The sequence below is a fragment of the Streptomyces sp. NPDC093149 genome, from assembly GCF_044754145.1.
Lineage (GTDB): Bacteria > Actinomycetota > Actinomycetes > Streptomycetales > Streptomycetaceae > Streptomyces.
The window spans coordinates 71,429-88,046 of record NZ_JBIVON010000005.1 but is presented as its reverse complement, the minus strand read 5'-3'; the positions used below and the strand labels follow the sequence as shown (position 1 = coordinate 88,046).

15 protein-coding genes and 1 pseudogene are annotated in these 16,618 nt (G+C 71.2%); 11 read left to right on the top strand and 5 right to left on the bottom strand.

Annotated features, from left to right (window positions below; translation table 11 throughout):
• Positions 1-131 precede the first annotated feature (131 nt).
• Positions 132-1,103, top strand: a complete 972-nt coding sequence (locus ACIQCZ_RS16935; protein WP_402283029.1) for a hypothetical protein — start codon at positions 132-134, stop codon at positions 1,101-1,103.
• A 3-nt stretch (positions 1,104-1,106) separates the two neighbouring features.
• Here ACIQCZ_RS16935 and ACIQCZ_RS16930 read toward each other — a convergent pair whose 3' ends face one another.
• The 3 genes from ACIQCZ_RS16930 to ACIQCZ_RS16920 all read right to left on the bottom strand — a co-directional run bounded on the left by ACIQCZ_RS16930 (position 1,107) and on the right by ACIQCZ_RS16920 (position 3,178).
• Complete coding sequence (locus ACIQCZ_RS16930; protein WP_402283027.1) at positions 1,107-1,691, bottom strand: sigma-70 family RNA polymerase sigma factor; 585 nt, start codon at positions 1,689-1,691, stop codon at positions 1,107-1,109.
• Between the two features lie 144 nt (positions 1,692-1,835).
• Complete coding sequence (locus ACIQCZ_RS16925) at positions 1,836-2,738, bottom strand: LamG domain-containing protein (protein WP_402283025.1); 903 nt, start codon at positions 2,736-2,738, stop codon at positions 1,836-1,838.
• Between the two features lie 41 nt (positions 2,739-2,779).
• The gene (locus ACIQCZ_RS16920) at positions 2,780-3,178 is read right to left on the bottom strand and encodes a hypothetical protein (protein WP_402283023.1); all 399 of its coding nucleotides are present in this window, start codon (positions 3,176-3,178) and stop codon (positions 2,780-2,782) included.
• 399 nt (positions 3,179-3,577) lie between these two features.
• Here ACIQCZ_RS16920 and ACIQCZ_RS16915 point away from each other — a divergent pair.
• Positions 3,578-3,850, top strand: a pseudogene (locus ACIQCZ_RS16915) (hypothetical protein); the annotation flags it as partial.
• Positions 3,851-3,856: 6 nt separating this feature from the next.
• Here ACIQCZ_RS16915 and ACIQCZ_RS16910 read toward each other — a convergent pair.
• A complete protein-coding gene (locus tag ACIQCZ_RS16910; protein ID WP_402283021.1) occupies positions 3,857-4,390 on the bottom strand; it encodes a hypothetical protein in 534 nt (177 codons plus the stop codon).
• Between the two features lie 281 nt (positions 4,391-4,671).
• Positions 4,672-5,841 (bottom strand): pyridoxal phosphate-dependent aminotransferase, encoded by a 1,170-nt coding sequence (locus tag ACIQCZ_RS16905; protein ID WP_402283019.1) that lies wholly within the window; start codon positions 5,839-5,841, stop codon positions 4,672-4,674.
• Positions 5,842-6,699: 858 nt separating this feature from the next.
• Here ACIQCZ_RS16905 and ACIQCZ_RS16900 point away from each other — a divergent pair.
• From ACIQCZ_RS16900 to ACIQCZ_RS16860, 9 genes are all read left to right on the top strand, one after another.
• Entirely contained in the window at positions 6,700-7,221 is a 522-nt protein-coding gene (locus ACIQCZ_RS16900; RefSeq protein WP_376277530.1) for a DUF2617 family protein, read from the top strand.
• An 85-nt stretch (positions 7,222-7,306) separates the two neighbouring features.
• A complete protein-coding gene (locus tag ACIQCZ_RS16895) occupies positions 7,307-8,905 on the top strand; it encodes a polyamine aminopropyltransferase (protein WP_402283018.1) in 1,599 nt (532 codons plus the stop codon).
• Positions 8,906-9,070: 165 nt separating this feature from the next.
• Positions 9,071-10,033 carry a carbon monoxide dehydrogenase gene (locus tag ACIQCZ_RS16890; protein ID WP_402283017.1) on the top strand — a complete coding sequence of 321 codons (963 nt, stop codon included), beginning with the start codon at positions 9,071-9,073 and terminating at the stop codon, positions 10,031-10,033.
• 22 nt (positions 10,034-10,055) lie between these two features.
• Positions 10,056-10,853 (top strand): aldose 1-epimerase, encoded by a 798-nt coding sequence (locus ACIQCZ_RS16885; RefSeq protein ID WP_376219908.1) that lies wholly within the window; start codon positions 10,056-10,058, stop codon positions 10,851-10,853.
• A gap of 71 nt (positions 10,854-10,924) precedes the next feature.
• Positions 10,925-11,464 (top strand): orotate phosphoribosyltransferase, encoded by a 540-nt coding sequence (gene pyrE / locus ACIQCZ_RS16880; protein WP_351084159.1) that lies wholly within the window; start codon positions 10,925-10,927, stop codon positions 11,462-11,464.
• 211 nt (positions 11,465-11,675) lie between these two features.
• Entirely contained in the window at positions 11,676-12,707 is a 1,032-nt protein-coding gene (gene fbaA, locus ACIQCZ_RS16875; protein ID WP_402283015.1) for a class II fructose-bisphosphate aldolase, read from the top strand.
• Between the two features lie 87 nt (positions 12,708-12,794).
• Positions 12,795-13,970, top strand: coding sequence for a MalY/PatB family protein (locus ACIQCZ_RS16870; protein ID WP_402283014.1), 1,176 nt, complete (start codon positions 12,795-12,797; stop codon positions 13,968-13,970).
• Between the two features lie 182 nt (positions 13,971-14,152).
• Positions 14,153-15,715: a DHA2 family efflux MFS transporter permease subunit gene (locus ACIQCZ_RS16865; RefSeq protein WP_402283012.1), complete on the top strand. Its 1,563-nt coding sequence runs from the start codon at positions 14,153-14,155 to the stop codon at positions 15,713-15,715.
• Positions 15,716-15,808: 93 nt separating this feature from the next.
• Positions 15,809-16,222, top strand: coding sequence for a DUF3151 domain-containing protein (locus ACIQCZ_RS16860; RefSeq protein WP_351084151.1), 414 nt, complete (start codon positions 15,809-15,811; stop codon positions 16,220-16,222).
• The last annotated feature ends 396 nt before the right edge of the window (positions 16,223-16,618 follow it).

Genomic DNA, 16,618 nt, shown 5'->3' with positions numbered 1-16,618 from the left:
CGGTGCGCCGGGTGAACCATCCGCCGACGTGCGCCGTAGTGGCCATCGGGTGCACGGCACAGCGACTGTGCCGCCCTCGTTCTCGACCGTCCCGGCTCCGCCGCCGGGGCGTCCCGACAAGGAGTCAGAAGATGATCTGGTACGTCCTGGCCGTGGTGCTGGGGCTGGCACTGATCGGGGCGGTGGCCGCGCTGATCGTCACCGAGCGACGGCCCCGCCCGCCGAAGCCCGAGCGACGGCCCCGCCGGCCGAAGCCCGTCGCCGCCTCGGCGGCCGTCCGGGGCCGGGAGGCGCTGGACGTGGTCAACGCGGGCCTGCGCCGGCTGACGGGCGAATGCCTGCGCTCCGGCCGGTCGCTGCCCGACCTGTACGCCGTCGCCTACTCCGAGGAGCGGCTCGCACTGCTGCTGTCCGGGGCCGAGGAGGTCGCCCCCGCCCCCTGGACCGTCGAGGCGGACGGCGAGCGCTGGACGATCTCGCCCGACGATCTGCACCGTCCCGGACCGGAGGGCGAACCGGCCCTGTCGTACGCGCTGACGGTGACGGTGGGCCTGGACGGCCCCGACCGTGTACTGGTCGACCTCTCCCGGGCGGCGGGGCCCGTCTCGGTGGCGGGTCCGGACAAGGAGGTGCGCAGCCTGGTGCGGGCCGTCGTCAACGAGGCGCTCGTCGGCCCGGTGGGGGCGCTCGCCGAGGTCACCCTGGTGGGATCCCTGGCCGACGGCGGGCTCCTTTCCGGCGACGAGCCGCGGACCTCGCGTCTGCACAGCGCGGCCAGCCTGGAGGAGGCGTTCGCCACGGTGGCGGCGTCGGCGGGTACGGGGGCGCCGGAGCCCGGCTCGCCCGACGTCACGCAGATCTACCGGCTGATCGAGGGCAGCAGCCGGATCGCCGTCCAGGGCGAGGCGCCGCATCTGTTCGTCGTGGACGCCTCGCAGCTCCCGCGACGGGAGGGGGCACTGACCGGTCTGCGGCGCGGGGACGCGCTGCTGGTGGTCGGCGAGGCACCCACGGGGTGGCGCTGGCGTGTCGGTGCGGGCGGATCGCTCGACACCGGGCCGCTCGGCCTGGAGATCAACCGGCACGCGGGACGGCTGGCATGAGTGTCATCCGGCCTCGCGGTCCAGGCCGTCCGCGTACAGCCCGCGGCTGTGCAGCGCCTCGCGCAGGGCGCGGGCGGCGTAGTACGTCCGTGACTTGACCGTGCCCGGCGGCACGCCGAGGACCTCGGCCGTCTGGTTGACGCTGCGTCCCAGGTAGTGCACGTGCAGCAGGACCTCGCGCTGTGCCGGCCGCAGGTCCCGCAACGCGTCGATGAGCACCTCGGAGGTGAGCATGTGGTCCACGCCGTCGGACACCGGCAGATGGGCGAGTTCGGGTTCACCGATCTCCGTCGGTCTGGCCTGGCGGGCCCGGTGGCCGTCGATGACGAGATTGCGCAGCACGGTGAACAGCCAGGGCCGCACCGAATCCGCGGTCGGGTCGAGTTCCCCGGCGTGCCGCCAGGCGCGTATCGCGACTTCCTGGAGGGCGTCCTCGGCGCGGTGCCAGTCGCCCTCCAGCCGCCGTGCGGCGAACTGCAGCAAGGCGTTGCCGTGGAAGTGGTAGAGCGCTCTGAGGAACTCGTCGGGGGAGGGTTCCGTGATGCGGGGGCAGGGTGGTCGGTCTTCGGTCGAAGTGCTGGCCGACAAGGGCCTTTTCCTCTCCGGTCGTCTGTGGGGAAGATGGGTTCGGCCGGCTGCGGGACAACCGGCAGACGCCGCCGCGAGCCGCGGTGCGCCCGTGCGGCGCCCGTCAGCCTGCGGCGGCGGTGAACTTGCCCCCGTCAGCGCCGGTCAGCCCGGTTCGCGTGAGGAGAGCGAGCTCACCTCACGGGAAGTCAACTCCCGGTCGTAGAGATGTACGTCGGCGATGGCACCGTTCCAGTAGTCGACGGGCTTCCCGTCGAACTTGGCGCGCCCGATCACCACGGTGCCGGTGGGGTACACGTTGTTGGAGGCCACCTTGGTCCCCGCGAGCCGGCCGTCCACGTAGGTCCGCATCAGGTGGTCCTTCTGGCTGTACGTGCCGGTCAGGTGGTACCAGCGCCCGGGCTGCGGCTTCTCGGACGTCGCGACGGCACGGTTACCGGAGAAACTGAAGGCGAAGTTCCCGTCCTGGGCGGAGTACTGGAGGAAGAACGCGCTGACCCGGTCGCCGTCCTCGGACAAGGCGGTGTGGAAGCCGGTCATGTCCTTGGGTGCGAGGCGCACCCGTGCGGCGACCGAGTAGTCCTTGCCCGCGGTGTCGAGCAGGGTGCCGGTGTCCGCGTATCCGCTGGTGCCGTCCAGCTGCAGGGCGCCGCCCTCGGGGCCGTCGGTCCACTGCGTGCCGCCTCTGACCACGGCGTCGTTGGCGCCGGCCTTCGCGGTGCCGGACTGGTGCAGGGGCCACCAGCTGAGGCCCTGCAGCGACTCGGCGTCGCCAGTCGGCTTCGGCGCGGGCGGGTTCGGCGCGGGTGGGTTCGGTGCGGGTGGGTTCGGTGCGGCCAGGTTCGACGCGGACGGTTTCGGCTTGGCAGGTTTCGACGCGGACGGTTTCGGCGTGGCAGGTTTCGACGCGGCCGGGCTCGACGCGGCCGGTTTTGCCTCGGTCTGTTCCTTTCCGGGGTTCTGGCCGCGCACCAGTTGGACGACGACGAAGGCCAGCGCGAGGGCCAATGCGGTGATCGTGGTGATAAGCGCCCATCTGCGCGTCATGAATGTCCTCAGGAGGTGCGGCATAAATATGTCACTGGTGATCACGCTTCCGATCCGTAAGTGGTTCTGTGCGCAACCAAGTTGTAACAGGCCTGCGAGCAGCAAACCTGTCCGCTATGGATGTGCGTCCGTGCGTCGGGGAATGCGGCGACGTCTTGGTCGCAGCGCTTGGTCAGCCGTGGATGCCGGGCGACCACCTGCGGCGGGTGCTCCCGCACCGTGCGGGCGGCACGCACGATCTGCTCGGCCACCCGGCACACTCCCTCCTGCTCGGAGACCAGATCACCGGCGACGAACAGGACACGCTGCAACTCGCGCTCGGTGGCCTCGTGGATGAGCACCTGGCGATCTGGCCGGTTGCGGTAGAGGAGTTGGCGATCGGTTTCGGCGATGCGTGCCGCGAGGGCCATGTTCATCTTGCGGGGCCCGTGCTCGGCCATGCTCTGCACCACGGCGGAGTAGATCAGGCTCTGTGATGGTGGTGCCTTGTACGAAGAACGTGGACGCATGGGGCGAGCCTGGCGCAGAAACCGGCCCTGGTCGGGCGGCTCCGCTCCGCTGCCACTCATAGGGGTTGTTGCACAACGTGACAGGTGTGGGGGTGAGTGTCACGTTGTACGGAGAGGTAGCCGACGCGGCCGCCTGTATGAGGCCACGACGTTGGTGACTGCGGGCGGGCAGGCCGGAGACCGGGCGAGCGCACCGGTCGACGTCACGCCGGGTTCTTGCGTCCTGCGCCAGCGTTGGCAGGACCGGAGTACGCCCGATCCCGCACGACTGTCAGTCCGCCCAGTGCCGTGCGCGTGGACGGTGACGAAGGGCGGCGGCTCGCTCTCCTGATGGAGGCGATCACGGGTGGTGAGCCGGGGCCTGTCGTCACCGAGGCGAGCGGGCGGTGGGCGGTGTACTTCCTGGTCCCGTCGGGGAGCACGGTGGGCAGGCCTTGGCCCGAGGGGGTGACCACGCTGAACGCGACGGCGGGCCGTATCGGTTGTGTGCCGATTCCTGCTCTGGCCGGCCGCACTTGGCCGTTGGCCTGGTATTTCCCGCCGGCGGCGTCCGGCAGGTTCGTCCGTGCCCTGTTGTTGCTGAACGCGGCGTGGGCGCTGCTGGGTTGTTCAGTCGGCTTTGGTGTACGTCAGCTGTTCGCCGGTCTCCGCGTTCCCGCGGCTCAGGGTGCCGTCCGGGAGGAGGGTGAGCGTGGTGGGTTTGCCCGCGGTGCAGGATGACATGGGTTCGCCGACGGTGACGGTGGAGGGGCCGATCTCGACGGGGCCGCTCGGGGTCGGTTCCGAGGCCAGGTCTGCCTTGAAGACGCAGTGGTAGGAGCCGCCGTTGTCGAGCGGGCCGTCCGCGGTGAGGGTGAGGACGGACTGGCCCACCGCGCCCTGCCTGACGACGAGTTGGCGGGTGGAGTGGCCCGAGGGGTTGTCGATGGAGCCCGACCAGGTGCCGAGGTAGCCGGCCGGGACGGGGCCGTCGCTGTTCCTCTTCTCGTCGGCCGGCCTCGACGCGGCCGGTTTCGCCCCTGCCGGTTTCGCCCCGGCCTGTTCCTTCTCGGAGTCCTGGCCGCGCACCAGTTGGACGACGACGAAGGCCAGCGCGACGGTCAATGCGATGATCGTGGTGATAAGCGTCCATCTGCGCGTCATGAATGTCCTCAGGATGTGCGGCATAAATGTGTCACTGGTGATTACGCGTCCGTTCCGGAAGTGGTTCGCCGTGCCGCTGAGTTGTGACAGGGCCGTGGGACAGCGGACCTGTCCGCCCCCGGATGTGTTCCCGTGAGCCGGGAGATGCGGCGACGCCCGCCCCGGCGCGTCCGGATAACGACGCCGCGCCATTCGCCACCGGTCCCTCTTCCCTGGGGGACCGGTACCGAACGGCGCAGGCGGCTCTGGACCGCGCCGGGTCGGATGAAGGGGGCGCGGGTTCAGGACGCCAGGCGTCGCAGGCGGCCGACCGCCTCCTGGAGGACGTCGTCACGCTTGCAGAAGGTGAAGCGGACCTGGCTGCGGCCCGCGTCGGGTGTGTCGTAGAAGACGGAGTTGGGGACGGCGACGACGCCGCAGCGTTCGGGGAGGGCCCGGCAGAAGGCGTAGGCGTCCTTCTCGCCGAAGGGGGCGATGTCGGTGGTGATGAAGTACGTGCCCTGGGGTTCGTGGACCTCGAACCCGGCCGCGCGCAGCCCGTCGCCGAGCAGATCGCGCTTGCGTCGCAGGTCGGCGCGGAAGCCGTCGAAGTACGTGTCCGGCAGGCGCAGCGCTTCGGCGATCGCGTACTGGAAGGGGCCCGCGCTGACGTAGGTCAGGTACTGCTTGGCCGTCCGGACGGCGGCGACGAGCGAGGCGTCCGCCGTGACCCAGCCGACCTTCCATCCCGTGTACGAGAAGGTCTTGCCGGCGGACGAGATGGAGACGGTGCGTTCCCGCATGCCGGGCAGGGCCGCGATGGGGCGGTGCGTGCCCTCATAGACCAGGTGTTCGTACACCTCGTCGGTGACGACGAGCAGGTCGTGTTCGACGGCGAGTGCGGCGATGGCGCTCTGTTCTTCGGCGGTGAGGACCATCCCCGTCGGGTTGTGGGGGGTGTTGAGGAGCAGGAGGCGGGTCCGCGGCGTGATCCTGGACCGCAGTTCGTCCAGGTCCGGGCGGAAGGACGGGGCACGCAGAGTGAGCGGTACCCGCTCTGCTCCGGCCATCGCGATGCAGGCGGCGTAGGAGTCGTAGAAGGGCTCGAAGGCGATCACCTCGTCGCCCGGTTCGAGGAGGGCGAGCATGGTCGCGGCGATCGCCTCCGTCGCCCCTGCGGTGACCAGCACATCCGTGTCGGGGTCGACGTCCAGGTCGTAGAAGCGCCGCTGGTGGTCGGCGATCGCGGAGCGCAGTTCGGGGACGCCGGGACCCGGCGGGTACTGGTTGCCGTGTCCGGCGCGCAGGGCCCGGACCGCGGCCTCGCGGATCTCTTCGGGGCCGTCGGTGTCGGGGAAGCCCTGGCCGAGGTTGATGGAGCCGGTCCGTACGGCAAGCGCCGACATCTCCGCGAAGATCGTCGTGCCGAACTCGGCGAGGCGGGGGTTGAGCAGCGGTCGTCCCTGGGTCATGGCCGCCATCCTGCGCGGAAGCTCTGGAGTTGCTCAAGTCTGCTTTGGCCGAACGGGGCCGGGGGCATCCCCCAGTCACGCGGGAAGCGCACGGAAGCGGGGGGACCTCGCTTCGGGGGATCGGAGGGCATGAGGTCGTGAGGACTTTTGTCGTAGTGGTGATCGCGGTGGCCGTGATCGGACTGATCGTCTCGCTCATGGCGAGGGCCGGGAACAAGAAGAAGGCGCGCGCACGGAGTGCGCGCCGGGGTGCCGGCGGCGGCAGCGCCGCGGGTGGCAGCTGGTGGGCCGGTGGCGGTGACGGCGGCGGTGGTGGCTCGTCCTGCGCAAGTGTCGGCGACAACTCGGGCAGCCACTCCGGCGGTCACTCCGGCGGTCATTCGGGCAGCCACTCCGGCGGTCACTCGTGCGGCGGTCACTCCGGGGGGCACTCGTGCGGCGGCGGTCACTCCTCGTGCGGTGGCGGCTCCTCGTGCGGCGGGGGCGGATGCGGCGGAGGCAGCTGACACGGGGCAGCTGATCCGTGACCGGGCAGGGCCACATGCCCGGTGCCGGACCCGAGCGGTCCGGTGTCCGACAGGTGCCCGGCGGGTGAACTCCCGCCGGGCACCTTTTTGTTGGGGCTTTCCGCGAGATCCCGGTGAACAGATGAACCGAGGGGCCCCCGAGGGGATGGAAACCACGTCAAGTTGGGTAAAAACACTGTGGACGCGGCTTACTTCGTGATTCCCTCGGTGGAGAGAACTTCCAGCCCTCGGACCTGAGTTGGACCTGATCGGGCGCCTCACCACCTCCCACGTGCAGCACGTCGGAGGCGTCCCCTGTCCATGCGTCCACGCTTGTTTGCGGAGCCGACCCATGCTCACGACCCTCCAGACGGCCTATTCCGACACCCGTGCTGCCGATTTGGCCTGGGCACTGGGGCGCGAACCGCTCCCCGCCCTGGCCGTGCTCGACCTCGATCTCGCGGGTGCCCGACTTCAGATGCGCCTGCTCGGCGCCTCCCATCAGGTGCTGCTCGAGGAGGACCGCGGCACCTGTTCCGAAACCGTGGCGTGCATCCCCGGCAGCAGCACACCGCTGCCGCTGGGGGTCGCCAAGCGGATCGGGGAGTGGGAGTACGAATTCGCGGCGCGCGTCGAGACACTCTCGGCGGGCTCGTTCGCGGGGCGTGCCCAGGAGCTCCTCGCGCTCGTGACCGACCATCCCCACGGCCTCGCCGGGACGTTTCCCGGCAGCCCGCACGCCTTCACCGCCATGCTCGCCCAGCGGACGGAGGGTCAGGTGCGGTGGCGCACCTGGCACGCGTATCCGCAGGAGGGGCAGTTGGTGGTGACGCGCACCCGGGTGGGCGTGCGGATGCCGGCGGCAGCACTCTGACGCGGGCCCAACTCCGTTGTGAGCACGCCACTTGCACCCTTGTGGGTGACAGGCGGCAACTGCTTCGTGACGTAGCGTTCGCCTCATGATCGACCAGCAGGTGTCGCTGCGAGGGGGCGCGGCATGCCTTCCCGTACGACCGAGGACCGGTCGGTGTCTCGTGCTGGCCGCGGTCTTCGTCTGTGCAGCCTGCGGTCTGGTGTACGAGCTCGAACTGGTGGCGCTCGCCTCCTACTTGATCGGTGATTCGGTCACTCAGGCGTCCGTCGTGCTCTCCGTGATGGTGTTCGCGATGGGCGTCGGCTCGCTCCTCGCGAAACGTTTACGCGGCCGTGCCGCGGTCGGGTTCGGGCTGATCGAGGCGGTGCTCGCACTCGTCGGCGGCTCCTCGGCGCTCGTGCTGTACGCGACGTTCGCGTGGATCGGGGAGTCGCGGTACGCCCTGGTGGGGTTCTCGCTCGCGATCGGCGTCCTGATCGGAGCGGAGATCCCGTTGCTGATGACGCTGATCCAGCGTGTCGACCGGCAGGACGCGGGCGGGGCCGTCGCGGACCTCTTCGCCGCCGACTACGTGGGCGCGCTGGTGGGCGGACTGGCGTTCCCCTTTCTGCTGCTGCCGGTGCTCGGACAGCTCACCGGGGCGCTGTTCACCGGCGCGGTCAACGCGGCGGCGGGCGGGGCTCTGGTGCTGTGGGTGTTCCGGCGGGACCTCACCCCGCGCTCCCGGTGGCTGCTGGTCCTCGTCAACGTGGCCGTGATCGCCGTGCTCGCCGTCGCCACCGCACTGGTCGACGACTTCGAGCGGGCGGCGCGGCGCGCGGTGTACGGGGACGGGGTGCGGGTCGCGCTCCAGACCGGGGTCCAGGAGGTCGTGCTGACGGGGGCGGGCCGCAGCTCCCTGGATCTGTATCTGGACGGGCGGCTGCGGGTCAGCGCGCGCGACGAGTACCGCTACCACGAGGCGCTGGTGCACCCGGCGATGAACGGACCGCGCGCCCGCGTCCTGATCCTGGGCGGCGGCGACGGCCTCGCCGCCCGGGAGGTGCTGCGCTACCGGGACGTACGCCGCGTCACCCTCGTCGAGCTGGATCCCGGCGTCACCCGGTTGGCCCGTACCGACCGCGCGCTCTCGGCGCTGAACGCCCATGCGTTCCGCGACCCCCGGCTGACCGTCGTCAACACGGACGCCTTCAACTGGCTGCGGGCGGCGCACCGCGGCTACGACGTGGTGATCTCCGATCTGCCCGACCCCGGGATCTCCACCAGCACGAAGCTCTATTCGGCTGAGTTCTACGGCCTGGTCGCCGAGGCCCTCGCCCCGGGCGGCCGACTGGTCGTGCACGGGGGCCCGCCGGTCACCCGGCCGCATACGTACTGGACGGTGGAGGCGTCGATGAGGGCGGCGGGCCTGCACACCCGTCCGTACCGGATCAGTGGCCGGCTCTCCGACTTCGCGGCCGGTCCCGACCGGGCCACGCACCGGGCGCAGGCCCAGGACGGCTGGGGTTTCGTCCTCGCGGGTACGGCCGCCAGGCCCGCGCTCCGGCTCTCCCCGCAGGCGCCGGCGCTCCGGTCGCTGACACGGTCCTCGCTGGTGCGCGCGGGCCGGGACGCGGAGAGCACGCGGCCGGGCGGGCTGCTGCCGTCGACGCTGGTGCATCCGCGGTACTGGGAGGACCGGTGAACCCGCCGCCCGGCGGCGCTGACGAGCCGAACGGCTGACGGGCCCGGGAACCGCCGACGTGACGCGGAAGCGCAGACGTGACGCGGAACCGCCGAGGGGCCTCGGCCCCCCGGCATGACGTGGAACCGCTGACGGGATGGCCGGGGCTGAGTAGGCTCGGTTTCCATGGAGCATGAGGTGTTCGTTCCGGTTCCGGCCCCGTCCCTGCGGCGGACGCTGGGCGATCCCGCCCGCGTCGCGCGCTGCGTACCGGGGCTTCAGCGGGACGCCGACGAGTCCGCCGGTCCGCTGTCCGGCCGGCTCAGGATCCGGGTCGACGGCCACACGATCACGTACCGGGGCGTGCTGCGGCTCACCGCCTCTGCGCAGGGCGGCCCGGACGGGGGCGGGATCCTGGTGGCGGGCGAGGGCGTCGAGGCCAGGGGAACCGGCTCGGCGAAGCTGACGCTGACGGTCAGCCTGACGGAGAAGGACGGCGGCACGGCGATCGGTTTCACGGGTACGGCGAGCGGTGACGGCCGCCTGCTGGAGCTGGACCGGGCGGCGGTGCTCGCGGCGGCCCACCGGCTGCTGGACCGCTTCGCGCAGCAACTGGTGACGGAGACGCTGGCGGGCGGCGGCGCCGCGGGTGAGGTACTCGGCGAGGCCGAGCGGTCCGTCGGGGAAGCGGTGGAGCAGGCGATCGAGGAGGGGGCCGAGGAGGCCGACGCGACCGGCGCGGCCACCGCCCGGAGCTCCGGGCCGGAGGTCACCGACGACACGGACGACACGGGCGACACCCCGCCCACGCACGACGCCGCCGCGGACGGGACACCCTCCGCCGAGAAGCCTCCGGGCACGGGCTCCGTCTTCGAGGCCCCCGTGCCTCCGTCGTCGCTCGACCCCATGGCGGATGCGGAGTTCACCGTCCCCGACGGCCCCCCGGCCGAGGCGGCGCACGCCCGCCGCACCATGATCGGCCGCAGCGCCGAGGAGGTCGACCACGCGCCGCCGCGCGGCAGGTACGCGCCGGTTCCGTCACCCGATTCGACCACCGCGGGCGTCACGCTGCGCTGGGTCGCCCCCGCCGCCGCGCTCGCGCTGGCGTCAGCCGTCGTGGTGAGCCGGGCGTTGCGGCGGCGCAGGTAGCGTCGCCAGTAATGTCGTTCCGGTGAGTAGCAGCGAGAAGGACGTCCGGCTGTCCGTCGGCGACGCAGAGTTGACCGTGAACCCCGCCAACGGCTGTCGCATCAGCAGTCTGCGGATCGGTGGTACCGAACTGCTGCGGCAGGGGGAGCGGTACGGCTGCTTCCCGATGGTCCCGTGGTGCGGGCGCACCGAGAACGGGCTCTTCCACAACGGCGACGTCCAGCACCGGTTGCCGCTGAACTCCCCGCCGCACGCCATCCACGGCACCGGCAGGGACACCGCCTGGCGCACCGCCCGGGTGGGAGAGCGGGAGGCCTCGTTCTACTACGACCTCGCCGACCCGTGGCCCTATCCGGGCCGGGTGACCCAGACCTTCGAGCTGGCGGAGGACTCGCTCACGCTCGCGTTCGGCATCGAGACGTACGGGGACTCGTTCCCGGCTCAGGCCGGCTGGCACCCCTGGTTCCTGCGGGACATCGGCGGCGGCAAGAACGTGGAGATCGCCTTCGACGCGGCCTGGCAGGAGGAGCGGGGCGAGAACCATCTGCCGACCGGCCGCCGCATCCCGCCGCTGCCCGGTCCGTGGGACGACTGCTTCGGGATGCCGGACGGCGTCGATGTGACGCTCATCTGGCCCGAGCAGCTGGAGCTGACCGTGAAGAGCCGGGCCGAATGGGTCGTGATCTACGACGAGCAGGCCGAGGCGGTCTGCGTGGAGCCGCAGTCCGGCCCGCCGAACGGGCTGAACACCGACCCCCGGTACGTCACCCCGATCGAACCGCTGGAGATCGCGTCGACCTGGAGCTGGCGCAGGCTCTGACCCGGCACGAGCCCTGGCGCGGGTATCGGCTCCGGCGCGGGCTCCGGGGCGCGCGCCTTAAGCTCGTAGCCATGACTGACGTACGTGCTGAGCTGCTCCAGCAGATCAAGGACAAGGCCGTGGTGCACGGCAAGGTGACCCTCTCCTCGGGTCTTGAGGCCGACTGGTACATCGATCTGCGCCGCATCACGCTGGACGGCAAGGCCGCTCCGATGGTCGGTCAGGTCATGCTCGACATCACCGCCGAACTGGACTACGACTGCGTGGGCGGGCTGACGCTGGGCGCCGACCCGGTCGCCACTTCGATGCTGCACGCCTCCGCCGCGCGCGGGCAGGAGCTGGACGCGTTCGTCGTCCGCAAGGCGCAGAAGGCGCACGGGATGCAGCGCCGCATCGAGGGCACGGATGTGAAGGGCCGCCGCTGCCTGGTCGTCGAGGACACGTCGACGACCGGCGGTTCGCCGCTGACGGCGGTCGAGGCGGTGCGCGAGGCCGGTGGCGAGGTCGTCGCCGTCGCCACGATCGTGGAGCGGGGCGCGGCTCCGGCCATCGCCGAGGCCGGGCTCCCGTACCTCCACGCGTACACGGTGGCGGACCTCGATCTGGCCTGACGTAGGGGTTGACCTGCGGTTTCTTTCGAGGGTGGGCTGTTTCACGTGAAACGGTCCGCCCTCGACGCATGCCCGCCGACCACTCGTCCGTGTACCGGGGGAAGGGCCGGGTGGAGCCGGAGCAAGAGTCTGGGAAGATGGGGGCGACGATGACGTCGCCCCCAGGTCAGGGAACCAGCACGCACACCCGCACATCCCAAGGAGCGGTCAGATGCCCATCGCAACCCCCGAGGTCTACGCCGAGATGCTCGACCGGGCGAAGGCAGGCAAGTTCGCCTACCCGGCCATCAATGTGACGTCGACCCAGACCCTGCACGCTGCACTGCGCGGCTTCGCGGAGGCGGAGAGCGACGGCATCGTCCAGATCTCCACCGGTGGGGCGGAGTTCCTGGGCGGCCAGTACAACAAGGACATGGTCACGGGCGCCGTCGCCCTCGCCGAGTTCGCGCACATCGTCGCCGCCAAGTACGGCATCTCGGTCGCGCTGCACACCGACCACTGCCCCAAGGACAAGCTGGACGGTTACGTGCGTCCGCTGCTCGACATCTCCGCCGAGCGTGTCGCCAAGGGCCAGAACCCGCTGTTCCAGTCGCACATGTGGGACGGTTCGGCCGAGACCCTCGCCGACAACCTGGCCATCGGCCAGGAGCTGCTCGCCAAGGCCGCCGCCGCCAAGATCATTCTTGAGGTCGAGATCACCCCGACCGGTGGCGAGGAGGACGGCGTCACGCACGAGATCAACGACGAGCTGTACACGACCGTCGACGACGCGCTGCGCACCGCCGAGGCGCTCGGTCTGGGCGAGAAGGGCCGCTACCTGCTGGCCGCCTCCTTCGGCAACGTCCACGGCGTCTACAAGCCGGGCAACGTCGTGCTCCGTCCCGAGCTGCTGAAGGACCTCCAGGAGGGCGTCGCCGCCAAGTACGGCAAGGCGGCCGGCAGCCAGCCCTTCGACTTCGTCTTCCACGGCGGCTCCGGCTCCACCGAGCAGGAGATCATCACCGCGCTGGAGAACGGCGTCGTGAAGATGAACCTCGACACCGACACCCAGTACGCCTTCACCCGCCCGATCGTGGACCACGTGTTCCGCAACTACGACGGTGTGCTGAAGGTCGACGGCGAGGTCGGCAACAAGAAGGTCTACGACCCGCGCAGCTGGGGCAAGTCCGCCGAGGCGGGTATGGCCAAGCGCGTCACGGAGGCCTGCGCCAACCTGCGGTCCACCGGCACCCGGCTGAAGTAGCCGCCGGTACGAAGCGCGACCGTGGGCCCGGTACCCCTTGGGGTGCCGGGCCCACGGCATGTCCGAGAGAAGAAGTGAGGGATTCCTGTGAGTTCCAGCGCCCGCTATGACTTCGACACCGTCGTCGACCGCCGGGGCACCTGGTGCGTCCAGTGGGACGGGGTCGCGGACCGGTTCGGGGTGGACGGACTGCTGCCGTTCACCATTTCCGACATGGACTTCGAGACCGCACCGGAGGTGCTGAGCGCGCTGCGGGCCAGGCTCGACCACGGGGTGTTCGGCTACACGACCTGGCAGCAGGACGATTTCCGCTCGGCGATAGCCCACTGGTACGCGACCCGGTACGGGACAGGGATCGACACGGGGCAGTTGGTGTACGGGCCGTCCGTGCTCAACCAGCTCTCGCAACTGCTGCAGATGTGGACGGCCGAGGGCGAGGGCGTGGTCGTCCACACCCCGACGTACGACGGTTTCCGCAAGGCGATCACCGGGCTCGGGCGCGAGCTGCGGGGCGTGCCGGTGGGGGACACGGCCGCGCTGGAACGCGAGCTCGCCCGCCCCGACAGCAAGGTCCTTCTCGTGTGCTCGCCGCACAACCCGACGGGCCGGGTGTGGACGGAGGCCGAACTGGGCGAGATGTCGGCGCTCGCCGCGCAGTACGGGGTCCCGGTGATCAGTGACGAGATCCATGCGGACTTCGTGCACGAGGGGCGGGTGCATGTGCCGTGGACGCGGGTCGGCGGCGAGGGGCGCTGGGCACTGATCACCTCCGCGTCGAAGGCGTTCAACTTCCCGGCGCTGACCGGCTCGTACGGGCTGATCGGAGATCCGGTCGACCGGGCGGAGTTCCTGCGCCGGATGGAGACGGCAGAGGGGCTCGCCTCCCCGGCGGTGCTGTCACTGACCGCGCACATCGCCGCGTACCGGGAGGCCGCCTCGTGGCTGGACGAGGCCCGCACGTACATCACCGGAAACCTGGCGCTGGTCGCGGAACGGCTGAACGGGGCTTTCCCGGAGCTGGGCTGGGAGCCGCCGCAGGCCGGCTACCTGGCCTGGATCGATCTGCGTCCGGCCGGGGTCGACGACGACGAGGCGTTGCAGCGGGTGCTGATCGAGCGCGAGAAGGTCGCGGTGATGCCGGGGGCGGTGTACGGGGCGGAGGGCTTCGTGCGACTGAATGTCGGGTGTCCGCGGTCCAAGGCGGAGGCGGGCGTGGAGGCGCTGATCAGGGGCGTGCGGGCTGTGACGGGAAGGGCGTCGTAGGGCCGGGGACCGACCGGCGGATTCCAGCGGTCGCGGCAACCCCCGGTACTCCTCCCGGCACCGGAACGGTGACGGGAGGCAGTCGTCCGTCGCCCCGACCGGCCGACCGCACCTCCGTGGGCATCCCCGTCCCGGTGGCCCGTGCGATGGCCTTCCTGGCGTGGAACGGGGATGCTGCTCGTATGCCTGACGCAGAGACGGGAGCCATCCGCGTCGCTTCTCCGACCGGACGGTGGGTCATCCTCACCACCGTTCTCGGCTCCAGCATGGCCCTGCTCGACTCCACCGTCATCAACGTCGCCCTGCCCCGCATCGGCAAGGATTTCGGCACCGACCTGGCCGCCCTCCAGTGGACCGTCAACGCCTACATGCTGACCCTGGCCGGGCTGATCCTTCTCGGGGGTGCCCTCGGTGACCGGTACGGGCGGCGGCGGGTCTTCGTGGTCGGAGTCGTCTGGTTCGCCACCGCGTCCGTGATGTGCGGCATCGCGCCGAACGCCGTCGTGCTGATCGCCGCCCGCGCTCTCCAGGGCATCGGCGGGGCGCTCCTCACACCCGGTTCGCTGGCACTGATCCAGGCGAGCTTCCATCCGGACGACCGGGCCCGCGCGGTCGGACTGTGGTCGGGGCTCGGCGGGGTCGGTGCCGCCATCGGGCCGTTCGTCGGCGGCTGGCTCGTCGACGGGCCCGGCTGGCGATGGGTCTTCCTGCTCAATGTGCCGGTCGCCGCGGTCTGCCTGCCGGTGGCGCTGCGCCATGTACCGGAATCGCGTGACCCCGATGCACACGGGCGCTTCGACGTGCTGGGCGCCGTGCTCGGCGCGATCGCCCTCGCGCTGGTGACCTACGCGCTGATCGAGGCGCCGGGACAGGGCGCGTCCGGCGTGGTGATCGGGGCGGCCGTCGCCGGGATCGTCCTCGGGGCGGTGTTCGTGCAGGTGGAGCGGCGGCGGGCGGACCCGATGCTGCCGCCCTCGGTGTTCGCGTCCCGGCAGTTCACCGTCGTCAACATCATCACGCTCTGTGTGTACGCGGCGCTCGGCGGCTACTTCTTCCTCTCCGCGATCCAGCTCCAGGTCGTGGCCGGGTACTCGGCCCTCGGCGCAGGCACGGCCCTGCTGCCCACGACCGTGCTGATGCTCCTCTTCTCCGCCTCCTCGGGCGAACTGGGGCAGCGCATCGGGCCTCGTATCCCGCTCACCGTCGGCCCGCTGGTCGCCGCCGCCGGAATGCTGCTGATGCTGCGGGTCGGGCCGGGGTCGAACTCCGTCTCCGGCTACTTCACCGACGTGCTCCCCGCCGTCGGTGTGATCGGCGTCGGACTCGTCACCGTGGTGGCACCGCTCACCGCGACCGTCCTGGCCTCGGTGGACACGGCACGGGCCGGCCTCGCCAGCGGGATCAACAACGCGGCCGCCCGCGCCGCCGGGCTGATCGCGGTGGCCGCGCTGCCGCTGCTAGCCGGAATGGGCCCGGAGGCCTACCGGAACGCCGACGAGTTCGCCGTGACATTCCGGCGGGCCATGCCGATGTGTGCCGGGCTGCTCGTGCTGGGCGCGTTGATCGCCTGGGCGACCGTACGGAAGCCTGCCGCGGCGCCGGACGAGAAACGGAAGGCGCGACCCGAGTGCACGGTGCACTGCGGCGTCGTCGCCCCACCCCTGGAGCCCGAGCACGAGGACGTGGAGACGCCGGGCGCGAACCGGCCCTCCGAGCGGCGGCCCGGTACCGCCGGCGCGGACTGAGCCTCATGGAGCGTGCGACCGCCCCGGCGCGAACTGTCTTCCCGAGTGGCGGCCGGGTACCCCGGCGCGCATGTGCCAGGCACACTTGAACCCATGTCGATCCACGAGAACCTGCTCGGGGGGCCTCCCCCGACCCACCTGCCCGACGACCCGGAGCCGCGCGAGCTGCTCGCCAACGGCACGGCCCCCGCCGATGTCGCGGCGAAGTACCCGACCTCCTCCCTGGCCTGGGCGCAGCTCGCCGACGAGGCGTTCGAGGGCGGCCGTGTCGTCGAGTCGTACGCCTACGCCCGCACCGGCTACCACCGCGGCCTCGACGCGCTGCGCAGGGCCGGCTGGAAGGGCCACGGCCCCGTACCGTTCGAGCACGAGCCGAACCGCGGCTTCCTGCGCGCCCTGCACGCCCTCGCGCGGGCCGCCCAGGCGATCGGCGAGCAGGAGGAGTACGAGCGCTGCTCGACGTTCCTGCGCGACTCCTCGCCGACCGCCGCCGAGACCCTCGGCTGACGGCCCGGTGCACGAGGGCTCCCGGCGTCAGGCGACTCTGCCTGCGGCGTCGTCGTCGGTCGACGACGCTCCGCGGCGCCTCCCTGCTCCGCCCTGGATTCGAAGCCGCGTGATGCCGCTCGCCGATCCACTCCCCGTCGTGCACCGGGCCGTAAGGGCTGTCCCGTACCTCAGGGTCCCCCATTCGGATCAGGCCGGATCAACGGGCCGGGACCGGTGCCGGGACACGCGGGCCCGGCATGATCCGGACGGGCGGCCCCTGCCGTACACGTACACCTTGTGACGTTCCGGACCCCGCAGATGTACCGGTATCTGCGGGGTCTGCGCGCTTGTGCGGGCTCCGTCTAGGATGCCGACAGGGGACCGGAGCTCCACCACCTCACGGAAGGGGCGGAC

Excerpts from the sequence above, each read along its gene's own strand:
- pyrE (WP_351084159.1), top strand. The coding sequence starts at position 10,925 with ATGACTGACGTACGTGCTGAGCTGCTCCAGCAGATCAAGGACAAGGCC.
- ACIQCZ_RS16860 (WP_351084151.1), top strand. The coding sequence starts at position 15,809 with ATGTCGATCCACGAGAACCTGCTCGGGGGGCCTCCCCCGACCCACCTG.
- ACIQCZ_RS16920 (WP_402283023.1), bottom strand. The coding sequence starts at position 3,178 with ATGGCCGAGCACGGGCCCCGCAAGATGAACATGGCCCTCGCGGCACGC.
- ACIQCZ_RS16890 (WP_402283017.1), top strand. The coding sequence starts at position 9,071 with ATGGAGCATGAGGTGTTCGTTCCGGTTCCGGCCCCGTCCCTGCGGCGG.
- ACIQCZ_RS16925 (WP_402283025.1), bottom strand. The coding sequence starts at position 2,738 with ATGACGCGCAGATGGGCGCTTATCACCACGATCACCGCATTGGCCCTC.
- ACIQCZ_RS16905 (WP_402283019.1), bottom strand. The coding sequence starts at position 5,841 with ATGACCCAGGGACGACCGCTGCTCAACCCCCGCCTCGCCGAGTTCGGC.
- ACIQCZ_RS16910 (WP_402283021.1), bottom strand. The coding sequence starts at position 4,390 with ATGACGCGCAGATGGACGCTTATCACCACGATCATCGCATTGACCGTC.
- fbaA (WP_402283015.1), top strand. The coding sequence starts at position 11,676 with ATGCCCATCGCAACCCCCGAGGTCTACGCCGAGATGCTCGACCGGGCG.
- ACIQCZ_RS16900 (WP_376277530.1), top strand. The coding sequence starts at position 6,700 with ATGCTCACGACCCTCCAGACGGCCTATTCCGACACCCGTGCTGCCGAT.
- ACIQCZ_RS16865 (WP_402283012.1), top strand. The coding sequence starts at position 14,153 with ATGCCTGACGCAGAGACGGGAGCCATCCGCGTCGCTTCTCCGACCGGA.
- ACIQCZ_RS16895 (WP_402283018.1), top strand. The coding sequence starts at position 7,307 with ATGATCGACCAGCAGGTGTCGCTGCGAGGGGGCGCGGCATGCCTTCCC.
- ACIQCZ_RS16935 (WP_402283029.1), top strand. The coding sequence starts at position 132 with ATGATCTGGTACGTCCTGGCCGTGGTGCTGGGGCTGGCACTGATCGGG.